This is a genomic window from Pseudomonas sp. ADAK18, assembly GCF_012935695.1.
Classification (GTDB): domain Bacteria; phylum Pseudomonadota; class Gammaproteobacteria; order Pseudomonadales; family Pseudomonadaceae; genus Aquipseudomonas.
Genome location: NZ_CP052859.1, coordinates 4,088,157 through 4,106,621, shown reverse-complemented (window position 1 = coordinate 4,106,621; position 18,465 = coordinate 4,088,157). Strand labels below are relative to the sequence as shown.

At 59.5% G+C, this 18,465-nt stretch carries 15 protein-coding genes; 2 read left to right on the top strand and 13 right to left on the bottom strand.

What is annotated here, in order from left to right; translation table 11 throughout:
* Nucleotides 1-104 precede the first annotated feature (104 nt).
* Nucleotides 105-1,247, bottom strand: a complete 1,143-nt coding sequence (gene lldD, locus HKK55_RS18540) for an FMN-dependent L-lactate dehydrogenase LldD (RefSeq protein ID WP_169356007.1) — start codon at nucleotides 1,245-1,247, stop codon at nucleotides 105-107.
* Nucleotides 1,248-1,356: 109 nt separating this feature from the next.
* On the opposite strand from lldD, the gene HKK55_RS18535 reads away from it, so the two are divergent.
* Nucleotides 1,357-2,256, top strand: coding sequence for a LysR family transcriptional regulator (locus HKK55_RS18535; protein WP_169356006.1), 900 nt, complete (start codon nucleotides 1,357-1,359; stop codon nucleotides 2,254-2,256).
* 307 nt (nucleotides 2,257-2,563) lie between these two features.
* Nucleotides 2,564-3,622 (top strand): quinolinate synthase NadA, encoded by a 1,059-nt coding sequence (gene nadA, locus HKK55_RS18530; protein WP_169356005.1) that lies wholly within the window; start codon nucleotides 2,564-2,566, stop codon nucleotides 3,620-3,622.
* Nucleotides 3,623-3,696: 74 nt separating this feature from the next.
* Here nadA and HKK55_RS18525 read toward each other — a convergent pair whose 3' ends face one another.
* The 12 genes from HKK55_RS18525 to arcD form a co-directional block, all read right to left on the bottom strand.
* Nucleotides 3,697-4,185: an RDD family protein gene (locus HKK55_RS18525; RefSeq protein WP_169356004.1), complete on the bottom strand. Its 489-nt coding sequence runs from the start codon at nucleotides 4,183-4,185 to the stop codon at nucleotides 3,697-3,699.
* Nucleotides 4,186-4,281: 96 nt separating this feature from the next.
* Nucleotides 4,282-4,494 (bottom strand): cold-shock protein, encoded by a 213-nt coding sequence (locus HKK55_RS18520; protein WP_169356003.1) that lies wholly within the window; start codon nucleotides 4,492-4,494, stop codon nucleotides 4,282-4,284.
* A 389-nt stretch (nucleotides 4,495-4,883) separates the two neighbouring features.
* Nucleotides 4,884-6,008 (bottom strand): glycine cleavage system aminomethyltransferase GcvT, encoded by a 1,125-nt coding sequence (gene gcvT / locus HKK55_RS18515; protein WP_169356002.1) that lies wholly within the window; start codon nucleotides 6,006-6,008, stop codon nucleotides 4,884-4,886.
* Between the two features lie 39 nt (nucleotides 6,009-6,047).
* Nucleotides 6,048-7,424: an L-serine ammonia-lyase gene (locus HKK55_RS18510; protein ID WP_169356001.1), complete on the bottom strand. Its 1,377-nt coding sequence runs from the start codon at nucleotides 7,422-7,424 to the stop codon at nucleotides 6,048-6,050.
* Nucleotides 7,425-7,585: 161 nt separating this feature from the next.
* Nucleotides 7,586-10,435, bottom strand: a complete 2,850-nt coding sequence (gene gcvP / locus HKK55_RS18505) for an aminomethyl-transferring glycine dehydrogenase (RefSeq protein WP_169356000.1) — start codon at nucleotides 10,433-10,435, stop codon at nucleotides 7,586-7,588.
* 10 nt (nucleotides 10,436-10,445) lie between these two features.
* Nucleotides 10,446-10,829 (bottom strand): glycine cleavage system protein GcvH, encoded by a 384-nt coding sequence (gcvH, locus tag HKK55_RS18500; protein ID WP_169355999.1) that lies wholly within the window; start codon nucleotides 10,827-10,829, stop codon nucleotides 10,446-10,448.
* 344 nt (nucleotides 10,830-11,173) lie between these two features.
* Nucleotides 11,174-12,682: a sigma-54-dependent transcriptional regulator gene (locus HKK55_RS18495; RefSeq protein ID WP_169355998.1), complete on the bottom strand. Its 1,509-nt coding sequence runs from the start codon at nucleotides 12,680-12,682 to the stop codon at nucleotides 11,174-11,176.
* Between the two features lie 184 nt (nucleotides 12,683-12,866).
* Nucleotides 12,867-13,229 (bottom strand): DUF5064 family protein, encoded by a 363-nt coding sequence (locus HKK55_RS18490; protein ID WP_155581396.1) that lies wholly within the window; start codon nucleotides 13,227-13,229, stop codon nucleotides 12,867-12,869.
* Nucleotides 13,230-13,292: 63 nt separating this feature from the next.
* Nucleotides 13,293-14,222 carry a carbamate kinase gene (gene arcC, locus HKK55_RS18485; RefSeq protein ID WP_169355997.1) on the bottom strand — a complete coding sequence of 310 codons (930 nt, stop codon included), beginning with the start codon at nucleotides 14,220-14,222 and terminating at the stop codon, nucleotides 13,293-13,295.
* A gap of 152 nt (nucleotides 14,223-14,374) precedes the next feature.
* Complete coding sequence (locus HKK55_RS18480) at nucleotides 14,375-15,385, bottom strand: ornithine carbamoyltransferase (protein WP_169355996.1); 1,011 nt, start codon at nucleotides 15,383-15,385, stop codon at nucleotides 14,375-14,377.
* Between the two features lie 69 nt (nucleotides 15,386-15,454).
* Nucleotides 15,455-16,711: an arginine deiminase gene (gene arcA / locus HKK55_RS18475; protein ID WP_169355995.1), complete on the bottom strand. Its 1,257-nt coding sequence runs from the start codon at nucleotides 16,709-16,711 to the stop codon at nucleotides 15,455-15,457.
* A 25-nt stretch (nucleotides 16,712-16,736) separates the two neighbouring features.
* Nucleotides 16,737-18,164, bottom strand: a complete 1,428-nt coding sequence (gene arcD / locus HKK55_RS18470; RefSeq protein ID WP_169355994.1) for an arginine-ornithine antiporter — start codon at nucleotides 18,162-18,164, stop codon at nucleotides 16,737-16,739.
* Nucleotides 18,165-18,465 lie beyond the last annotated feature (301 nt).

The following is an 18,465-nucleotide window of genomic DNA, read 5'->3' as shown; positions in this document are numbered from 1 at the left end:
GGGTTTTTGATTGTTGCAGTTAAGCTTGTTAATCGTCTTGTTTATAAGTGAGTGGCAAGTACAGCCCCAGTCTTGCTAAGAGAGCGGGGCTGTTGTGTTTCAGCTCAGTTTTGTCCGCGCACCAGAATCGACTCATCGATCTGCGCAATCGACGTCACGCCGGTCAGGGTCATGGACACGCGCATTTCCTTGGCGAAGATATCCAACAAGTTCTCCACCCCTTGCTGCCCAGCAGCCGCCAGCGCGTAGGCGGTGGCGCGCCCCAGCAATACGCCCTTGGCTCCGAGCGCAAGCATGCGCACTACGTCCAGCCCGGAACGAACGCCGGAGTCCACCAGCACCGTCAGATCACTGCCAACGGCTTGTGCGATGGGTGGCAAGGCTTTGGCAGTAGACAGCACGCCATCCAGTTGCCGGCCACCATGGTTGGACACCACGATGCCGTCAGCGCCGAAGCTCACGGCGTCCTTGGCGTCTTGTGGGTCGAGGATGCCTTTGATGATCATTGGGCCCTTCCAGAACTCGCGGATCCACTCCAGATCTTTCCAACTGATGGAAGGGTCGAAGTTGTTGGCCAGCCAGCCGATGTAGTCCTCAAGGTGGGTGGGTTTGCCGAGGTATTTGGAGATGTTGCCCAAGTCGTGAGGGCGACCCATAAGGCCGACGTCAAAGGCCCAGGCCGGTTTGGCCATGGCTTGCAGCATCCGGCGCGACGCTGCATACGGTCCGGACATCCCGGAGTGTGCGTCGCGATAGCGGGCGCCGGGGGTCGGCATGTCAACGGTGAACACCAGGTTTTTCACCCCGGCGGCCTGGGCCCGTTCCAGGGCGTTCTTCATGAAGCCGCGATCTTTCAGCACATAGAGTTGAAACCAGATCGACTGGGCACTTTGCGAAGCCACTTCCTCGATCGGGCAAACGGAAACGGTCGACAAGCAGAAAGGAATGCCTTTGTTCTCCGCAGCCTTGGCGGCCTGGACTTCACCGCGCCGTGCATACATCCCGGTCAGCCCCACCGGGCTGAGAATGATCGGCATGGCCAGGGGCTGATCGAACAGCGTGGTCTCAAGGCTCAGGCTCTCGACGTTTCTCAGGATCCGCTGGCGCAGGCTGATGTCGGCCAGGTCCGAGCTGTTGGCCCGGAGGGTGTGTTCGGCGTAAGCGCCACCGTCGATGTAGTCGAACAGGAAACGCGGCAGTTTTCGGCGTGCGGCTTCGCGGTAATCCGATGCGGACGAGATGATCATGGACAGTGAGGCCCCCGGGAGAAAGAAAACGATGGGCTGAGGATAGACAACGGTTTTTCATGGTAAAAACAACTTTTACAACTCGAATCCAGTCGCAAACGGAATAGTCATGAACCTTCGAACGCTGCGTGCTTTTGTCGAGGTGGTACGCCAGGGCGGTTTCTCACAGGCGGCCGAGGTGGTTTCGCTCACCCAGTCCAGTGTCAGCAAGGCGGTCAAGACCTTGGAAGACGAGCTGGGCACTGCGCTGTTCAGCCGTATCGGCCACAAGAGCGAGCTGACAGCCGCCGGCGAAATTGCCTACCGACGTGCCTTGGTGTTGCTGGCCGAGCGCAGTGACTTGGTGGCCGAGATCAACGATTTGCTGGGGCTCAAGCGGGGCATATTGCGCATCGGCTTGCCGCCGGTGGGCAGTGGTGTGCTGTTTGCGGCAATGTTTGCCTTGTATCGGCGTCGCTATCCAGAGATTGATATCGAGTTGATCGAGCACGGCAGCAAGAAACTGCAGGAGTGCCTCCAGGCGGGCGAGGTGGACCTTGCGGCGTTGTTGGTGCCGGTTGACGGGGAGTTCGAGTATCAGGATGTGCGAGTCGAGCCGCTGATGGTGGTGATGCCGGTGGATCATCCGCTGGCAGGGCGCAAGCAAGTGGATTTCGCTGATCTTGCCGACCATCCGTTCATTCTGTTCGAGTCCGGTTTTGCCCTGAACCGTATCATTCTCAGCGCCTGCGAGCGTAAGGGCGTGGTGCCACGAGTGACGGCCCGCAGCGCGCAAATCGACTTCATTGTCGACCTGGTTTCAGCGGGCCTGGGCGTCGCCTTTTTACCTCGGATGCTGGCTCATAAACACAAACATACCGGTATCGCGCTGATCCCTTTGGACGAACCCCAGACCGATTGGCATATTGCCTTGGCCTGGCGGCATCAGGCCCATTTGCCGCCGGCGGCTCGGGCGTGGCTGGACCTGGCGAAAGAGATGGGTAATGTTCCGGCGGATCTGAAGTCGTGAGGAACATCGCCGAAAGCCAGCCCTTTCCAACCTGTTGGTTCCACGCCATATCGCGTCGAGGGGCGGTACATGGCCTCTATCAAAACGGGAAACCCCAAAGGTGTTTCCCGTTTTTTGGCTGCTGGTTTCGTGGGCGAAACAAGGTTGCCCCCTAGATTAGGCTTTTGAAGCGAATCGATATTCTGTAGCCTTGCGCAGCTTCACCGTGCTTGATGAACAAATCACTTCGTCCGGCGGTACCCTCAAGGGGGCCAGAGCCGGTGGTACACTCGACTTTCGCGCAACTGCGCCTGCAGGTCTTGCGAACATGACGCAAATTTCTGAACGCCTTCTGGTTCAAGCCCACCTCGACGCCAAGCAGCCCAAGGTGCTCAGTGCTGAAGAGGAGACGGGTTTACGTTCCGCCATCGCTGCCGAGCTCAAGGCTCAGGATGCGGTGCTGGTGGCTCACTTCTACTGCGACCCGGTGATTCAGGCCCTGGCCGAAGAAACCGGCGGCTGTGTCTCTGACTCCCTGGAAATGGCCCGCTTCGGCGCGGCGCACCCGGCCAAGACCGTGTTGGTCGCCGGCGTGCGCTTCATGGGCGAGACCGCAAAAATCCTCACCCCTGAAAAACGCATCCTGATGCCCACTTTGGAAGCCACTTGCTCCCTGGACCTGGGCTGCCCGGTGGATGAGTTTTCTGCGTTTTGCGATCAGCACCCCGAGCGCACCGTGGTGGTCTACGCCAACACCTCGGCGGCGGTAAAAGCCCGCGCCGATTGGGTGGTGACCTCCAGTTGCGCCCTGGAAATCGTCGAAAGCCTGATGGACAACGGCGAGACCATCATCTGGGGCCCGGACAAGCACCTGGGCACCTACATCCAGCGCCAGACGGGTGCCGATATGCTGCTGTGGGACGGTGCGTGCATCGTCCACGAAGAGTTCAAGTCCAAGCAGTTGGAAGACATGAAGGCGTTGTACCCGGACGCAGCGATTCTGGTGCACCCGGAATCACCGACGTCGGTGATCGAGTTGGCTGATGCCGTGGGTTCCACCAGTCAGTTGATCGCTGCCGCACAACGTCTGCCGAACAAGACTTTTATCGTTGCTACCGACCGCGGCATTTTCTACAAGATGCAGCAGTTGTGTCCGGACAAGGTCTTCGTTGAAGCGCCTACTGCCGGTAACGGTGCAGCATGCCGCAGTTGTGCGCATTGCCCGTGGATGGCGATGAATACGCTGGAGCGCACGCTGCAGTGTCTGCGAGAGGGGAGTAACGAGATTTTCGTCGAGCCTTCGGTGATTCCTCAGGCGGTGCGTCCGCTCAAGCGCATGCTGGATTTCACTCAGGCGGCGCGCCTTAAACTGGCCGGCAACGCCTGATCCAAAGGCGGACGCAATACAAATGTGGGAGCGAGCAAGCCAGCTCCCACATTTAGTGCTCCATTGTTCCTGGATTACTTCTTCTGTTTCGGAACCCGCACTAACTGCGTATCCGAATAGATGTCATGCCAACTGCGCTTTTTCTTGTCGAACAGCGACCAGATAAACCCCAGTCCCACACACAACCACGAAGCGATCGACACCACAAATCGCAACAGCGCCTGCCATAAGCTGATCCGCGAACCGTCGGCGTTTTGCACCCGTACGCCCCACACTTGCATACCCAACGTCTGCCCGGAATGGGTCCAGAACTTGGCAAAAAAACCAAACAGTACAAAAAACAGAATCGTCGACAACAGCGGGTCACCGTCCAGTGCTCCGGACTCAGAGAGTGCACGCAGTTTGGCCTCGCCGACAAAGACCATCCACACCAGCTTGTAGATGAACGCCGTGACGATCAGCAGGGCGGTGCACAACAGGAAGTCATAGAACATCGCTGCCAGACGACGGCCCAGACCAACGGCGGGAAACTCGCCTTGGGGGCTCAGCAGGTGTTTCGACATGGCATGGCTCTCTGGGGGAAAAAGCCATTTTACGGAATAACGCACATAAAAAAGCCCCTGATGTCACCATCAGGGGCTTTTTGTCGCGCAAGGGATTTAACCCTCTGCTTGTACTTCGTCAGCCTGCATGCCTTTCTGGCCTTGCACCGCGATGAAGGTCACTTTCTGGCCTTCTTTCAGGCTCTTGAAACCGTTGCCCTGAATAGCGCGGAAATGGACGAACAGATCCGGACCGCTTTCTGGAGTGATAAAACCAAAACCTTTCTCGTCGTTAAACCACTTGACGGTACCGCTCAGACGATCAGCCATTTTCTTCTTTCCTTTGACGCTAAAAATTAATGACAGCCCCTTTCAGATGAAAGAGTACTGGGCTGGATTGCAGGAAAGTAAGAGACATCGAACGGGTTGTAGCAAACTTTGGCTACTGCCCAGGTCCAGGTTCAAAGCGACCCATGCAAACACAGTGGGCAAACTCTACGCCAACTAAGGCCGAAAAAACAAGCCCTCTGCAAGCCACGGTTTTCCTCGGGTTTATGACACTTCGGTCAACAACGGAGAACTGACTTATTCGATAGAGTTGATCACTTGTTATAGGTTAATTCACATAACATTGACTATCGTCAATGCACTGTTTTATGGCGGTTGCGTTACAAATTAGTGCGCGTCAACGCAACCGCGTTACTTATAGAAACAGTCAATCAACCACGATAGTAACGTTGTGGCACGAATGGCATTTTACTTACACGAAGTGGCACCTTTTTCCCACGTACCAGCGCTGAGACTTCGGTGTCCAGCGCGATGAACGCACTGTCGAGGTAACCCATGGCCAACGGGCCGCCGAGGCTCGGGCCAAAACCACCGCTGCACACACTGCCGATCACGGTGCCGTGTTCGTCGACGATTTCTGCCCCTTCGCGCACCGGCGTGCGTTCTTGCGGCAGCAGGCCAACACGTTTGCGGCTGACACCGGTTTGCTGCTGGGTGAAGATTCGGTCGGCACCCGGGAAGCCTCCGGCGCGAGCACCGTCAGCGCGGCGGGCCTTGGAAATGGCCCACAACAGGCTGGCTTCAATCGGCGTGGTGTCGGTGTTCATGTCATGGCCATAGAGGCACAGGCCGGCTTCCAGGCGCAGGGAGTCGCGGGCACCCAGGCCGATGGCCTGCACTTCGGTTTCTGCCAGCAGGCTGCGGGCCAGGCTTTCGGCGCTGGCGGCGGGGACGGAGATTTCGAAGCCATCTTCGCCGGTATAGCCGGAGCGGCTGACGTAGCAGTCCACACCCAGCAAACGCAGGGGGGCGAATTGCATGAAGGTCATTTTCGTGACCTCAGGCGCCAGGCGCGCCAGCACTTTTACCGCTGCAGGACCTTGCAGGGCGAGCAGGGCGCGTTCTTCAAACAACGGCTCGATCTTGCACTGGTCACCGATGTGCTGGCGCAAGTGGGCCAGGTCCTGGTCCTTGCAGGCAGCGTTGACCACTAGGAACAGTTCGTCGTTACCCAGGTTAGCTACCATCAGGTCGTCGAGGATGCCGCCCTGGTCGTTGGTGAACATGGCGTAGCGTTGCATGCCCACTGGCAGGTCAACGATGTCTACCGGCACCAGGGTTTCCAGGGCCTTGGCGGCATTGGCGCCGGTCAGGCGGATCTGGCCCATGTGGGACACGTCGAACAACCCGGCCTGCTCACGGGTGTGCTGATGTTCCTTCATCACGCCCAGCGGGTATTGCACCGGCATGTCGTAGCCGGCGAACGGCACCATGCGTGCGCCCAATTCGATGTGCAGGGCGTGCAACGGGGTTTTCAACAGGGTTTCGGTGGACATATTCAGCTCCTGAAAAACGTGCGGACGCGCTTGTAGGCGTCAGCACTCGATAATGTTGACCGCCAAACCGCCACGGGCGGTTTCTTTGTATTTGCTTTTCATGTCGGCGCCGGTCTGGCGCATGGTGCGGATGACCTTGTCCAGCGAGACGAAGTGTTGCCCGTCGCCGCGCAAAGCCATGCGCACCGCATTGATGGCCTTGACCGAACCCATGGCATTGCGTTCGATGCAGGGCACCTGCACCAGCCCGCCGATGGGGTCGCAGGTCAGACCGAGGTTGTGTTCCATGCCAATCTCGGCGGCGTTCTCCACCTGGGAAACCGTACCGCCCAACACTTCGCACAGGGCGCCAGCCGCCATGGAACAGGCGACACCGACTTCACCCTGGCAACCGACTTCGGCGCCGGAGATCGAGGCGTTTTCCTTATAGAGAATGCCGATGGCTGCGGCAGTGAGCAGGAAACGCACCACGCCGTCTTCGCTCGCGCCGGGGATAAAACGCATGTAGTAGTGCAACACCGCCGGCACAATTCCGGCCGCACCGTTGGTGGGCGCAGTGACCACGCGCCCGCCGTTGGCATTTTCTTCGTTGACCGCCAGGGCGTACAGGTTGACCCAGTCGAGCACCGACAACGGGTCGCGCAGTGAGGATTCCGGGTTCTTGCACAACTGGCGATGCAACGCGGCCGCTCGCCGCTTGACCTTCAGACCACCCGGCAAGATACCTTCGTTGCGACAACCCGCGTCCACGCAGTCTTGCATCACTTGCCAGATCTTCAGCAGGCCGCTGCGGGTTTCCGCTTCCGAGCGCCATGCGCTTTCATTGGTCAGCATCACCTGGCTGATGGACAGCCCATAGGTGGCGCAATGGCCGAGCAAGTCCTTGGCACTTTTGAACGGGAAGGTCAGGGGCGTAGCGTCTTCGACAATCCGGTCGTGGCCTGCCGCATCTTCATCTACCACGAATCCGCCGCCGACCGAGTAGTACTCGCGGCTGCGAATCTGCAAACCGGCCGCATCAAAGGCGCGGAAGATCATGCCGTTGGGGTGATAGGGCAGGGGTTTGCGAATCATCGCCAGGTGTTCTTTCTCGTTGAACGCAATGCTGTGTTCGCCGAGCAGGTTCAAGCGCCCGTTGCCACGAATTTCCAGTAGCCGTGCGGCAACGGTTTCAGTATTCACGGTGTCGGGGTGTTCACCTTCCAGGCCCAGCAACACAGCCTTGTCACTGCCGTGGCCTTTGCCGGTGGCGCCGAGTGAACCGTAGAGTTCCACCTTGACGCAGGTGGTCGCGTTCAGCAGGTTGTCACGCTTGAGGCCCTCGACGAATCGAGCTGCCGCACGCATCGGGCCGACGGTGTGGGAGCTGGAGGGGCCGATGCCAATCTTGAACAGGTCGAACACGCTTAAAGACATTGTTGTTCTCCGGTTTCTTGTTATTGGATGCCAGTCTGCCTGTGGAATGCGATTGATGTGGGAGCCGGGCTTGCCCGCGATGCAGGCACCTCGGTATGTCAGATACACCGAGGTGATGCTATCGCAGGCAAGCCAGCTCCCACACAAGCGAGCCAGTCAGGTCAGGCGTAGCTTTCGATCGACGGACACGCACACACCAGGTTGCGATCGCCAAACACGTTGTCGACCCGGCCAACCGGCGGCCAATACTTGCCTTCGATCAACGAAGCTACCGGGTATACCGCCTGTTCGCGGCTGTATGGGTGGCTCCATTCGCCAACCAGTTCCGCTGCGGTATGCGGAGCGTTCTTCAGTGGGTTGTCGTCCTTGTCCAGCGTGCCATTTTCCACCGCGCGGATTTCTTCGCGGATGGCGATCATGGCGTTGCAGAAGCGGTCCAGTTCTTCCTTGGATTCACTTTCGGTCGGCTCGATCATCAAGGTGCCAGCTACCGGGAACGACATGGTCGGTGCGTGGAAACCAAAGTCGATCAGGCGCTTGGCCACGTCATCAACGCTGATGCCGCTGCTGTCTTTCAATGGACGCAAGTCCAGGATGCATTCGTGGGCCACCAGGCCGTTGCTGCCGGTGTAGAGCACTGGGTAGTGCTCTTCCAGGCGACGGGAGATGTAGTTGGCATTGAGGATCGCCAATTGCGAAGCGCGCTTGAGACCGGCGCCACCCATCATGCTGATGTACATCCAGGTGATCGGCAGGATGCTCGCGCTGCCGAACGGTGCGGCGCAGACCGCGCCTTCCTTGCGCTCCATGGTGCCGTGGCCAGGCAGGAATGGCGTCAGGTGCGACTTCACGCCAATCGGGCCAACGCCTGGGCCGCCACCGCCGTGAGGAATGCAGAAGGTCTTGTGCAGGTTCAGGTGGGACACGTCGCCGCCGAACTTGCCGGGGGCGCAGAGGCCGACCATGGCGTTCATGTTGGCGCCGTCGATGTACACCTGGCCGCCGTTGTCATGAATGATCCCGCAGATTTCGCGGATGCCTTCTTCGAACACACCGTGGGTGGACGGGTAGGTGATCATCAGCGCAGCGAGGTGCTCGCGGTGCTCGATGGCCTTGGCGCGCAGGTCTTCGATGTCGACGTTGCCACGGGCATCGCAGGCGGTGACGACCACGCGCATACCAGCCATGTTGGCGGTGGCCGGGTTGGTACCGTGGGCCGACGACGGGATCAGGCAGATGTCGCGGCGTTCTTCACCACGGCTCTGGTGATAGGCACGGATCGCCAACAGGCCTGCGTATTCACCTTGGGAGCCGGCGTTCGGTTGCAGGGAGATCGCGTCGTAACCGGTAGCCGCGCAGAGCATGGCTTCCAGTTCATCGGTCAGTTGTTGGTAGCCCGCGCTTTGTGCGGCCGGGGCGAATGGGTGCAGGGCACCGAATTCGGCCCAGGTCACGGGGATCATTTCGCTGGCGGCGTTGAGTTTCATGGTGCAGGAACCCAGCGGGATCATGGTGCGATCCAGGGCCAGGTCCTTGTCGGCCAGCTTGCGCAGGTAGCGCATCAGTTCGGTTTCAGAGTGGTAACGGTTGAACACCGGGTGGCTGAGGATCGGCGACTGGCGCAGCAGCGCGGCCGGCAGGGTGCTTTCAACCTTCGTGGCCAAGGCCGCGAAGTCGGGCAGTGCCTTGCCGCCTGCGAACACACTCCACAGGGTTTCGATATCGGCCTGAGTGGTGGTTTCGTCTACCGACAGGCCCAGGCGTTCACCGTCCACTACACGCAGGTTGATGCGTTGGGCGCGGGCCTGGTCGTGCAGGGCGGCGGTGTTGGCGCCGGTGGCGAGGGTCAGGGTGTCGAAGAAGTTGACTTGCTCAACCTTCAGCCCCAATGCGCTCAAGCCTTTGGCGAGAATCGCGGTCAGGTGATGGATACGGTTGGCGATCTGGGTCAGGCCTTTCGGGCCGTGGTACACGGCGTACATGCTGGCGATGTTGGCCAACAGTACCTGGGCGGTGCAGATGTTGCTGGTGGCTTTCTCACGGCGGATATGTTGCTCGCGGGTCTGCATGGCCAGGCGCAGGGCCGGCTTGCCGAAGCGGTCGACAGAGACGCCTACCAGGCGGCCCGGCATGTCGCGCTTGAACGCATCCTTGGTGGAGAAGTAGGCGGCATGCGGGCCACCAAAGCCCAGCGGCACGCCGAAGCGTTGTGCGCTGCCGATGGCCACGTCGGCGCCGAACTCACCCGGTGGGGCCAGCAACGTCAGGGCCAGCAGGTCAGCGGCTACTGCTACCAGTGCGTTGGCGGCGTGGAAGCGTTCGGTCAGTTCACGGTAGTCAAACACGTCACCGTTGCTGGCCGGGTACTGCAGCAAGGCGCCGAAGAACGGGCTGACGTCAGTCAGTTCGCGCTCATCGCCCACCACCACGTCAATGCCCAGCGGCTCGGCACGGGTGCGTAGCACGTCGAGGGTTTGCGGGTGGCTGTGGATCGAGGCAAAGAAGGCATGGCTGCTTTTGTTCTTGCTCAGGCGTTTGCAGAAGGTCATGGCTTCGGCAGCAGCGGTGGCTTCATCCAGCAGCGAGGCGTTGGCGATCGGCAAGCCTGTGAGGTCGCTGATCAGGGTCTGGAAGTTCAGCAGCGCTTCGAGGCGGCCCTGGGAAATTTCTGGCTGGTACGGGGTGTAGGCGGTGTACCAGGCCGGGTTTTCCAGGAGGTTGCGCAGGATCGGCGACGGCGTGTGGCAGTTGTAGTAGCCCTGGCCGATGTAGGTCTTGAACAGCTCGTTCTTGGCGGCGATGGCTTTGATCGACGCGAGGGCGGCGGCTTCGCTCAGGCCGTCGCTGAGGCCCAGCACGCTGGTGCCCTTGATGCTCTCCGGGATCACGCTGGCGGTCAGGGCCTCCAGGGAGTCAAAGCCCAGGCTTGTGAGCATTTGTTGCTCATCTTCCTGGCGCGGGCCGATGTGGCGGGCGATGAATTCATTAGCGGTATTCAATTGAACAGTCATGGCGCGCTCCTCAGGCTTCAGCGTTGGCTTTGATCAGGCGGTCGTACGCATCCTGATCCAACAGCTTAGCTACTGCATCGGCATCAGCCGGTTTAAAGCGGAAGAACCAGCCTTCGCCCATCGGGTCCTCGTTGACCAGCTCAGGGCTGGCGTCCAGTTGGCCGTTCACTTCGAGGACTTCGCCGTCCAGGGGCATGTACACACCGCTGGCCGCCTTGACCGATTCCACGGTGGAGGCTTCTGCACCCTTGTCGTAGGACTGCAACTCAGGCAGTTGCACGAAAACCACATCACCCAGCGCGTTCTGCGCAAAAGCGGTAATACCCACGGTAACGCTGCCGTCGGCTTCGGCGCGCAGCCATTCGTGATCTTCAGTAAAGCGCAACTCGCTCATGGAAACTCCTCAGGGCCAGATTCGTCTGGTGGACGGGATTGGAATAATGGGGAGTTACTTAGCAAAATCGCGGCCAATGTTTTTTAGTCGTTAAAAATCAATAAGTTATTGATTGTAGAGGGCAAGGCTTGAAATGCAGCTGTAGCGATATCGCTACAGCCAAAGAGGCGAAAAAAAGCCTATGAGGATCAAAGCCTTGCATAGTGCTGGCCAATGAGGATTGTAGCGATATCGTTCCACTGTAGCGCTTTCAGTACAGCTGGAGGTCGCTTTTGAACGTGAGGTTGGAATGCAATCAATGTGGGAGCTGGCAAGCCAGCTCCCACATTTTTGACCGTGTGTTCTCAGGGCTTGTTGGGGATACCGTATTTGCGCAGGCGATGTGCGATGGCGGTATGGGAGGTTTGCAGGCGGCTGGCTAACTGGCGTGTGGACGGATAGCTGACATACAGCTTCTCCAGCAGCGAGCGCTCAAAGTCCTCCACCGCCTGTTCCAGGCTGTCGACTTCCCCATCGCTCTGGCGCGCTACCGAGGTGCCGGCAATGTCCAGGTCGCCAATGTCCACCAGGCTGCTTTCGCAAATGGCGGCAGCGCGAAAGATCACGTTCTGCAATTGGCGCACGTTGCCCGGCCAGCGGTTGCCCAGCAGCGCCGGATAGGTACCTGGCGCCAGGCGGCAGACCGGGCGCTGGATCTGCGCGCAGGCCTGCTGCATGAAGTAGCGGGCCAGCAGCAGGATGTCCTGGCCACGCTCGCGCAGGGGCGGGACTTCGACGTTGAGGACGTTCAGGCGGTAGAACAGGTCCTCGCGGAAGGTGCCTTCGCTGACCATCTTTTCCAGGTCGCGGTGAGTGGCGCTGAGGATCCGCACGTTGACCTTGACCTCACGGTCGCCGCCCACCCGGCGAAAGCTGCCGTCATTGAGGAATCGCAGCAGCTTGGCCTGCAAATACGGCGACATCTCGCCGATTTCATCGAGAAACACCGTGCCCTGGTTGGCCAGTTCCATCAGCCCCGGCTTGCCGCCGCGCTGGGCACCGGTAAAGGCGCCGGGGGCGTAGCCGAACAGCTCACTTTCGGCCAGGTTTTCCGGCAGTGCCGCGCAGTTCAGGGCGAGAAACGGTGAACTGTGCCGCGCGCTGATGGCGTGGCAGGCACGGGCCACCAGTTCCTTGCCGGTGCCGGTTTCGCCCTGAATCAGCAACGGCGCATCAAGGGCCGCCACGCGCTGGGCGCGGGCCTTGAGGGTGCGGATCGCGGGGGACTCGCCCAACAGCGCATCGAAACCTTCGGCATGGTCATGGTGCAGCGCCGACAGTTGCTCACCGATACGGTTAGGTGGGTACAGGGTCAGCAGGGCGCCGGCGTCGGTGATCGGGGTGGCGCCCAGCAACAGGGTTTGGCCGTTGACACTGATTTCCCGCAGAGGCAGGCGAAAGCCGTGGTCCAGCAAGGTGGTCAGCAGCATTGGGTCGTCGAACAGCGCGTTGATGCTTTCACCGGCGGGCTCGCGGCCATACAGCGCAATGAGCGCCGGGTTGGCCAGCAGGATCTTGCCGGCGCTGTCCAGAGCCAATACCGGGTCGGTCATCGCGGCGAGCAAGGCGTCGAGCTGCAGATGGCGGCGTTGGCCGGGGAGGATGTCCACCACCGTCACGGCCTGTACGCCGTGGACGCTGAACAGCGCGTCACGCAGTTCTTCCAGGACCTCGGCGCTCAAGGTGGGCGCGTCGATATAGACGTTGGGTGGGACCATTTCCACCGCATCCAGGTTGAGATTGCGCCCACCGAGCAGGGCCAGGACTTCCTGGGTAATGCCGACGCGGTCGATGAAGCTGACGTGGATACGCATGGGGCGGTTTTGGGTTCTGGCGTGCGAGAGGTGGCAAGTATGCCTTGGAGCGGATGGAGATCAAAATGTGGGAGCGGGCTTGCTCGCGAATGCGGTGTGTCAGTCACCGGATGTATCAACTGATACACCGCATTCGCGAGCAAGCCCGCTCCCACATTTGATCGTTGGTGCCTGGGGAATCGGGTTATTCCAGGTGTTCGGGTTTGACCGGATCGCCGGGCTTCACGTCCAACTGATGCCTTACATCCTCAAACATCAAATCGTACTGCTTGTGCATCGAACCATTGAGCACGGCAATCTTCGGCATGCCGTATTTCTGCGCGATATTCATCGCATGGCGGGCGAAGTCATAGGCCTGGTCCTTGGGCAGGAAAAACTCCTCCTTGAGGTCCTTGCCCTGCACCGAACCGTGTAGCTTGAACAGCATCCCTTTGCCTTCCTTGGGGTCCTGACTGACTTCATAGTCGATGCACAGGTTGTAGCTGTAGTCGTCCTTGTTCAGCGCGTGGCGCTCGATGTGCAGGTGTCCGGGTTCAAACGTGGCCATAGGCGTTTCTCCTTCAAAGGCATGGGAGAAAGGGCAGGCGCAATGCCTGCCCCAACGAAAGCGTTACTGATAAGTGATGCCAGGTTTCGCCGTGCTGATACGTGTGCCGGCGTGGCCCTGGACGATAGCTTCGATGTCCGAGAGTGAACCGATCACTGCGGTTTTGCCAGTCTGGCGGGCGAACTCGCACGCGGCCTGAACCTTGGGCCCCATGGAGCCGGCGGCGAAGCCGAGTTTTTCCATTTCGTCGGGATGGGCCTGGCCGATGGCTTTCTGGGTCGGTTTGCCGAAGTCGATAAAGGCGGCATTGACGTCGGTGGCGATCACCAGCAAATCGGCACCCAGTTGTCCGGCCAGCAGGGATGAACAGAGGTCTTTGTCGATCACCGCTTCAATGCCTTTGAGCTTGCCATCGTCGCCGTACATCGTTGGAATCCCGCCGCCGCCGGCGCAGATCACGATGCTGCCTTTTTCCAACAGCCAGGTAATCGGGCGGATTTCAAAAATGCGTTTGGGCCGGGGGCTGGCGACCACGCGGCGATACTTGTCGCCATCGGGGGCGATGGCCCAGCCTTTTTCAGCGGCGAGTTGTTCGGCTTCGGCTTTCGAGTAGACCGGGCCGATGGGCTTGCTCGGGTTCTGGAACGCGGGGTCCTTGGCGTCCACTTCCACTTGGGTCAGCAGCGTGGCGAACGGCACTTCGAAGTCCAGCAGGTTGCCCAGTTCCTGTTCGATGATATAGCCGATCATGCCTTCGGTTTCGGCGCCCAGCACGTCCAGCGGATAAGGCGAGACTTGGGTGTAGGCCGCCGCCTGCAGCGACAGCAGGCCCACTTGCGGGCCGTTGCCATGGGCGATGACCAGTTGATTGCCGGCATGAATCTTGGCGATCTGTTCGGTGGCGATGCGGATGTTGGCGCGTTGGTTGTCCGCCGTCATGGGTTCACCACGGCGGAGCAGGGCGTTACCGCCCAGTGCTACGACGATACGCATAATGCGATCCTTCTAGAGGTGTGAACACAGAGCCCAATGTGGGAGGGGGCTTGCTCCCGATAGCGGTGGTTCAGCTACAGATAAATTGACTGACCCACCGCCATCGGGAGCAAGCCCCCTCCCACATTTTGACCGTGTTCCGACAGTGAGAGTTAGATATCCGCCAACGCCGACACCAGGATCGCCTTGATGGTATGCATGCGGTTTTCCGCTTGCTCAAAGGCGATGTTGGCCGGGGATTCAAACACTTCTTCGGTCACTTCCACGCCATTGGCCAGGTTCGGATACCGCGCGGCGATGTCCTTGCCGACCTTGGTTTCGCTGTTATGGAACGCCGGCAGGCAGTGCATGAACTTCACCCGAGGGTTGCCCGAGGCTTTCATCATCCTGGCGTTGACCTGGTACGGCAGCAGTTGCTCGATACGCTCGTCCCACGCTTCCACCGGCTCACCCATGGACACCCAGATATCGGTGTGGATGAAGTCCACGCCTTTCACTGCTTCTTTCGGGTCTTCGGTGATGGTGATGCGCGCGCCGCTTTCTTCAGCAAACGCCTGGCACTGCTTGATGAAGTCTTCATGGGGCCACAGGGCTTTTGGCGCACCAATGCGCACGTCCATACCCAGCTTGGCACCGATCATCAGCAGTGAGTTGCCCATGTTGTAGCGGGCGTCGCCGAGGTAGGCATAGCTGATGTCATGCAGCGGCTTGTCGCTGTGTTCGCGCATGGTCAGGGTGTCGGCGATCATTTGGGTCGGGTGAAATTCAGCGGTCAAGCCGTTGAACACCGGCACGCCGGCGAACTTGGCCAGCTCTTCGACGATTTCCTGTTCGAAGCCACGGTACTCAATCGCATCGAACATGCGACCGAGGACGCGGGCGGTGTCTTTCATGCTTTCTTTGTGGCCGATTTGCGACGACACCGGGTCGATATAGGTGACGTGGGCGCCTTGATCGTGGGCTGCTACTTCGAACGCGCAACGGGTGCGGGTTGAGGTTTTTTCGAAGATCAGCGCGATGTTTTTGCCCTGCAAGTGCGGGCGTTCAGTGCCGGTGTATTTGGCGCGCTTGAGGTCGCGGGACAGGTCCAGCAGGTAGTGCAGCTCGCGAGTAGTGTGGTGCATCAGCGAGAGCAGGCTGCGGTTGCGCATGTTGAAAGCCATGATGGATCTCCTTCTGTTTAGGTTATCCCCTTGGCCGGCGCCTCATGAGCGGCGGCCAAGGTTTGAATATCAGTAGTCGATAGGGTCGCGAATGATCGGGCAGGTCATGCAGTGGCCGCCGCCGCGACCACGGCCCAGTTCGCCAGCGCTGATGGTGATGACTTCCACACCGGCCTTACGCAGCAGGGTGTTGGTGTAGGTGTTGCGGTCATAACCGATCACCACGCCAGGCTCCACGGCCACCACGTTGTTGCCGTCATCCCATTGCTCGCGCTCGGCGGCGAAGCTGTTGCCACCGGTTTCCACCACTCGCAGGGTTTTCAGGTTCAGGGCCGCTGCGACGGTGTCGAGGAAGCTGGTTTTCTCGCGTTGGATATCAATACCGCCGGGCTTGCTCTCGTCAGGGCGCAGGCTGAAGGCGACAATCTGGCTGACCACTTCCGGGAAGATCGTGACCAGGTCGCGGTCGCAGAAACTGAACACCGTATCGAGGTGCATCGCGGCGCGAGATTTCGGCAGGCCGGCGACGATTACGCGCTCCACGGCCTTGTGTTTGAACAGATTGAGCGCAAGCTGGCCGATGGCCTGACGCGAGGAACGCTCGCCCATGCCGATCAACACCACGCCGTTACCGATTGGCATCACGTCACCGCCTTCCAGCGTGGCGTTGCCGTGCTCCTGATCCGGGTCGCCGTACCAGACCTGGAAGTCGGCGTTGGTGAACTCGGGGTGGAATTTGTAGATGGCGCTGGCCAGCAAGGTTTCCTGGCGTCGCGCGGGCCAATACATCGGGTTCAGCGTCACGCCGCCGAAGATCCAGCACGTGGTGTCGCGGGTGAATTGGGTGTTAGGCAGCGGCGGCAGAATGAAGCTCGAATGCCCGAGGAAGTCGCGGAACATTTCGATGGTCTTGCCACCGAAGCTGCTCGGCAGGTCATCGGCCGATACGCCGCCAATCAGAAACTCGGCAACCTTGCGTGGCTCCAGGCTGCGCAGCCACGAGCCCACTTCATTGACCAGACCGAGGCCGACCTGGTTAGCGGTGATCTTGCGTTCCAGAATCCAGTCCAGGGCTTCGGGGATGGCGACGATGTCCGTCAGCAGGTTGTGCATTTCCAGTACATCGATATCCCGCTCGCGCATCTTGGTCACGAAGTCGAAATGGTCGCGCTTGGCCTGGGCCACCCACAGCACGTCATCGAACAGCAGTTCATCGCAGTTGTTGGGGGTCAGCCGCTGGTGGGCCAAACCTGGGGAGCACACCATGACTTTGCGCAGTTTGCCGGCTTCGGAATGTACGCCGTACTTAACTTTTTCGGTGGTCATTACAGATCCTCCAGTGAACGAAAAACTACAGAGTCAAGAAGCCGTCGTAGAGCCCATAGGCCGCCACCAGGGCGCCTATGACCACTGCGGCGAAAATCAGCTTCTCGACGTTGGTGAAAATCGGTTTGCCCAATTCATGCTTGGCTTTGGCGAACAGGATCGCGCCGGGGGCATAGAGCAGGGCGGACAACAGCAGGTACTTGGTGCCGCCGGCGTACAACAGCCAGACGGCGTAGATCAGGGCGATGGCGCCGATGAACAGGTCTTTCTTGCGTTCACCCAGGGCGTTTTCGTAGGTCTCGCCGCGCACTGCCAGCAGCAACCCATAGGCCGCCGACCACAGGTAGGGCACCAGGATCATCGAGGTGGCGAGGTAGATCAGCGACAGGTAGGTGCTGGCGGAGAACAGGGTGATCACCAGGAAAATCTGCACCATGGCGTTGGTCAGCCACAGGGCGTTGACTGGCACGTGGTTGGCATTTTCCTTACGCAGGAACTCCGGCATGGTGTGGTCCTTGGCGGCGGCGAACATGATCTCCGCACACAGCAGTACCCACGACAGCAATGCTCCCAGCAAGGAAATGATCAAGCCGACGCTGATCAGCACCGCGCCCCAGTGACCCACTACGTGTTCCAGTACGGCGGCCATCGACGGGTTCTGCAACTTGGCAAGTTCCGGCTGAGTCATGATCCCCAGGGACAAGACGTTCACCAGCATCAGGAACAGCAGCACGGTGATAAAACCAATCACGGTGGCCTTACCGACGTCGGAGCGTTTCTCTGCACGGGACGAGAAGATGCTCGCGCCCTCGATGCCGATGAACACCCAGACGGTGACCAGCATCATGTTGCGCACCTGGTTCATCACGCTGCCCAGGTCCGGGTTTTTCACGCCCCAGATGTCGGCGGTGAAGATGTCCAGTTTGAACGCGAAGAGGGCGATCAACACAAACAGTACCAGTGGCACCACTTTGGCGACGGTGGTCACCAGGTTGATGAATGCCGCTTCCTTGATCCCGCGCAATACTAGGAAATGCACGGCCCACAGCAGCACCGAGGCGCCAATCACCGCCGCTGGGGTGTTGCCTTCGCCGAAGATCGGAAAGAAGTAACCGAGGGTGCTGAACAGCAGTACGAAGTAGCCGACGTTACCCAGCCAGGCACTGATCCAGTAACCCCAGGCGGACGAAAAACCCATGTAATCGCCGAAGCCGGCCTTGGCGTAGGCGTAGACGCCACCGTCCAGATCGGGTTTGCGGTTGGCCAGGGTTTGGAAGACAAAAGCGAGGGTCAACATACCGATGGCGGTAATTACCCAGCCAATCAACACCGCACCGACATCGGCACTGGCGGCCATGTTTTGTGGAAGTGAGAAGATCCCGCCACCAATCATTGAGCCCACGACAAGTGCAACCAAGGCACCTAGTCGGAGTTTTCCGGGAGATTCAGACATTGCATGACTCCAATGCAGGAGAAGAGAGACCACAGAATAAATCTGTGCGCTAATCAAACAGCTGACTCAGATCACTTCATTGGCACATTCCATTGTGAATTAATGACTTATGATGAAAGATCGCAGGCAATAAGATCCCCCGGAGAGGCTTGTTCCAGAGCCTTTCTCCGTTTTAGATGAAAAAATTTCTCATATGCGTGGACGTTTGAAGCTAGCCCGTTTTCCCAGATGTGCAAACTTTTTCAGGAGGGTTTGCCAAATAGGCCACAGCCAGGAAAGTTCAAGCCGTATTTAAATTCTA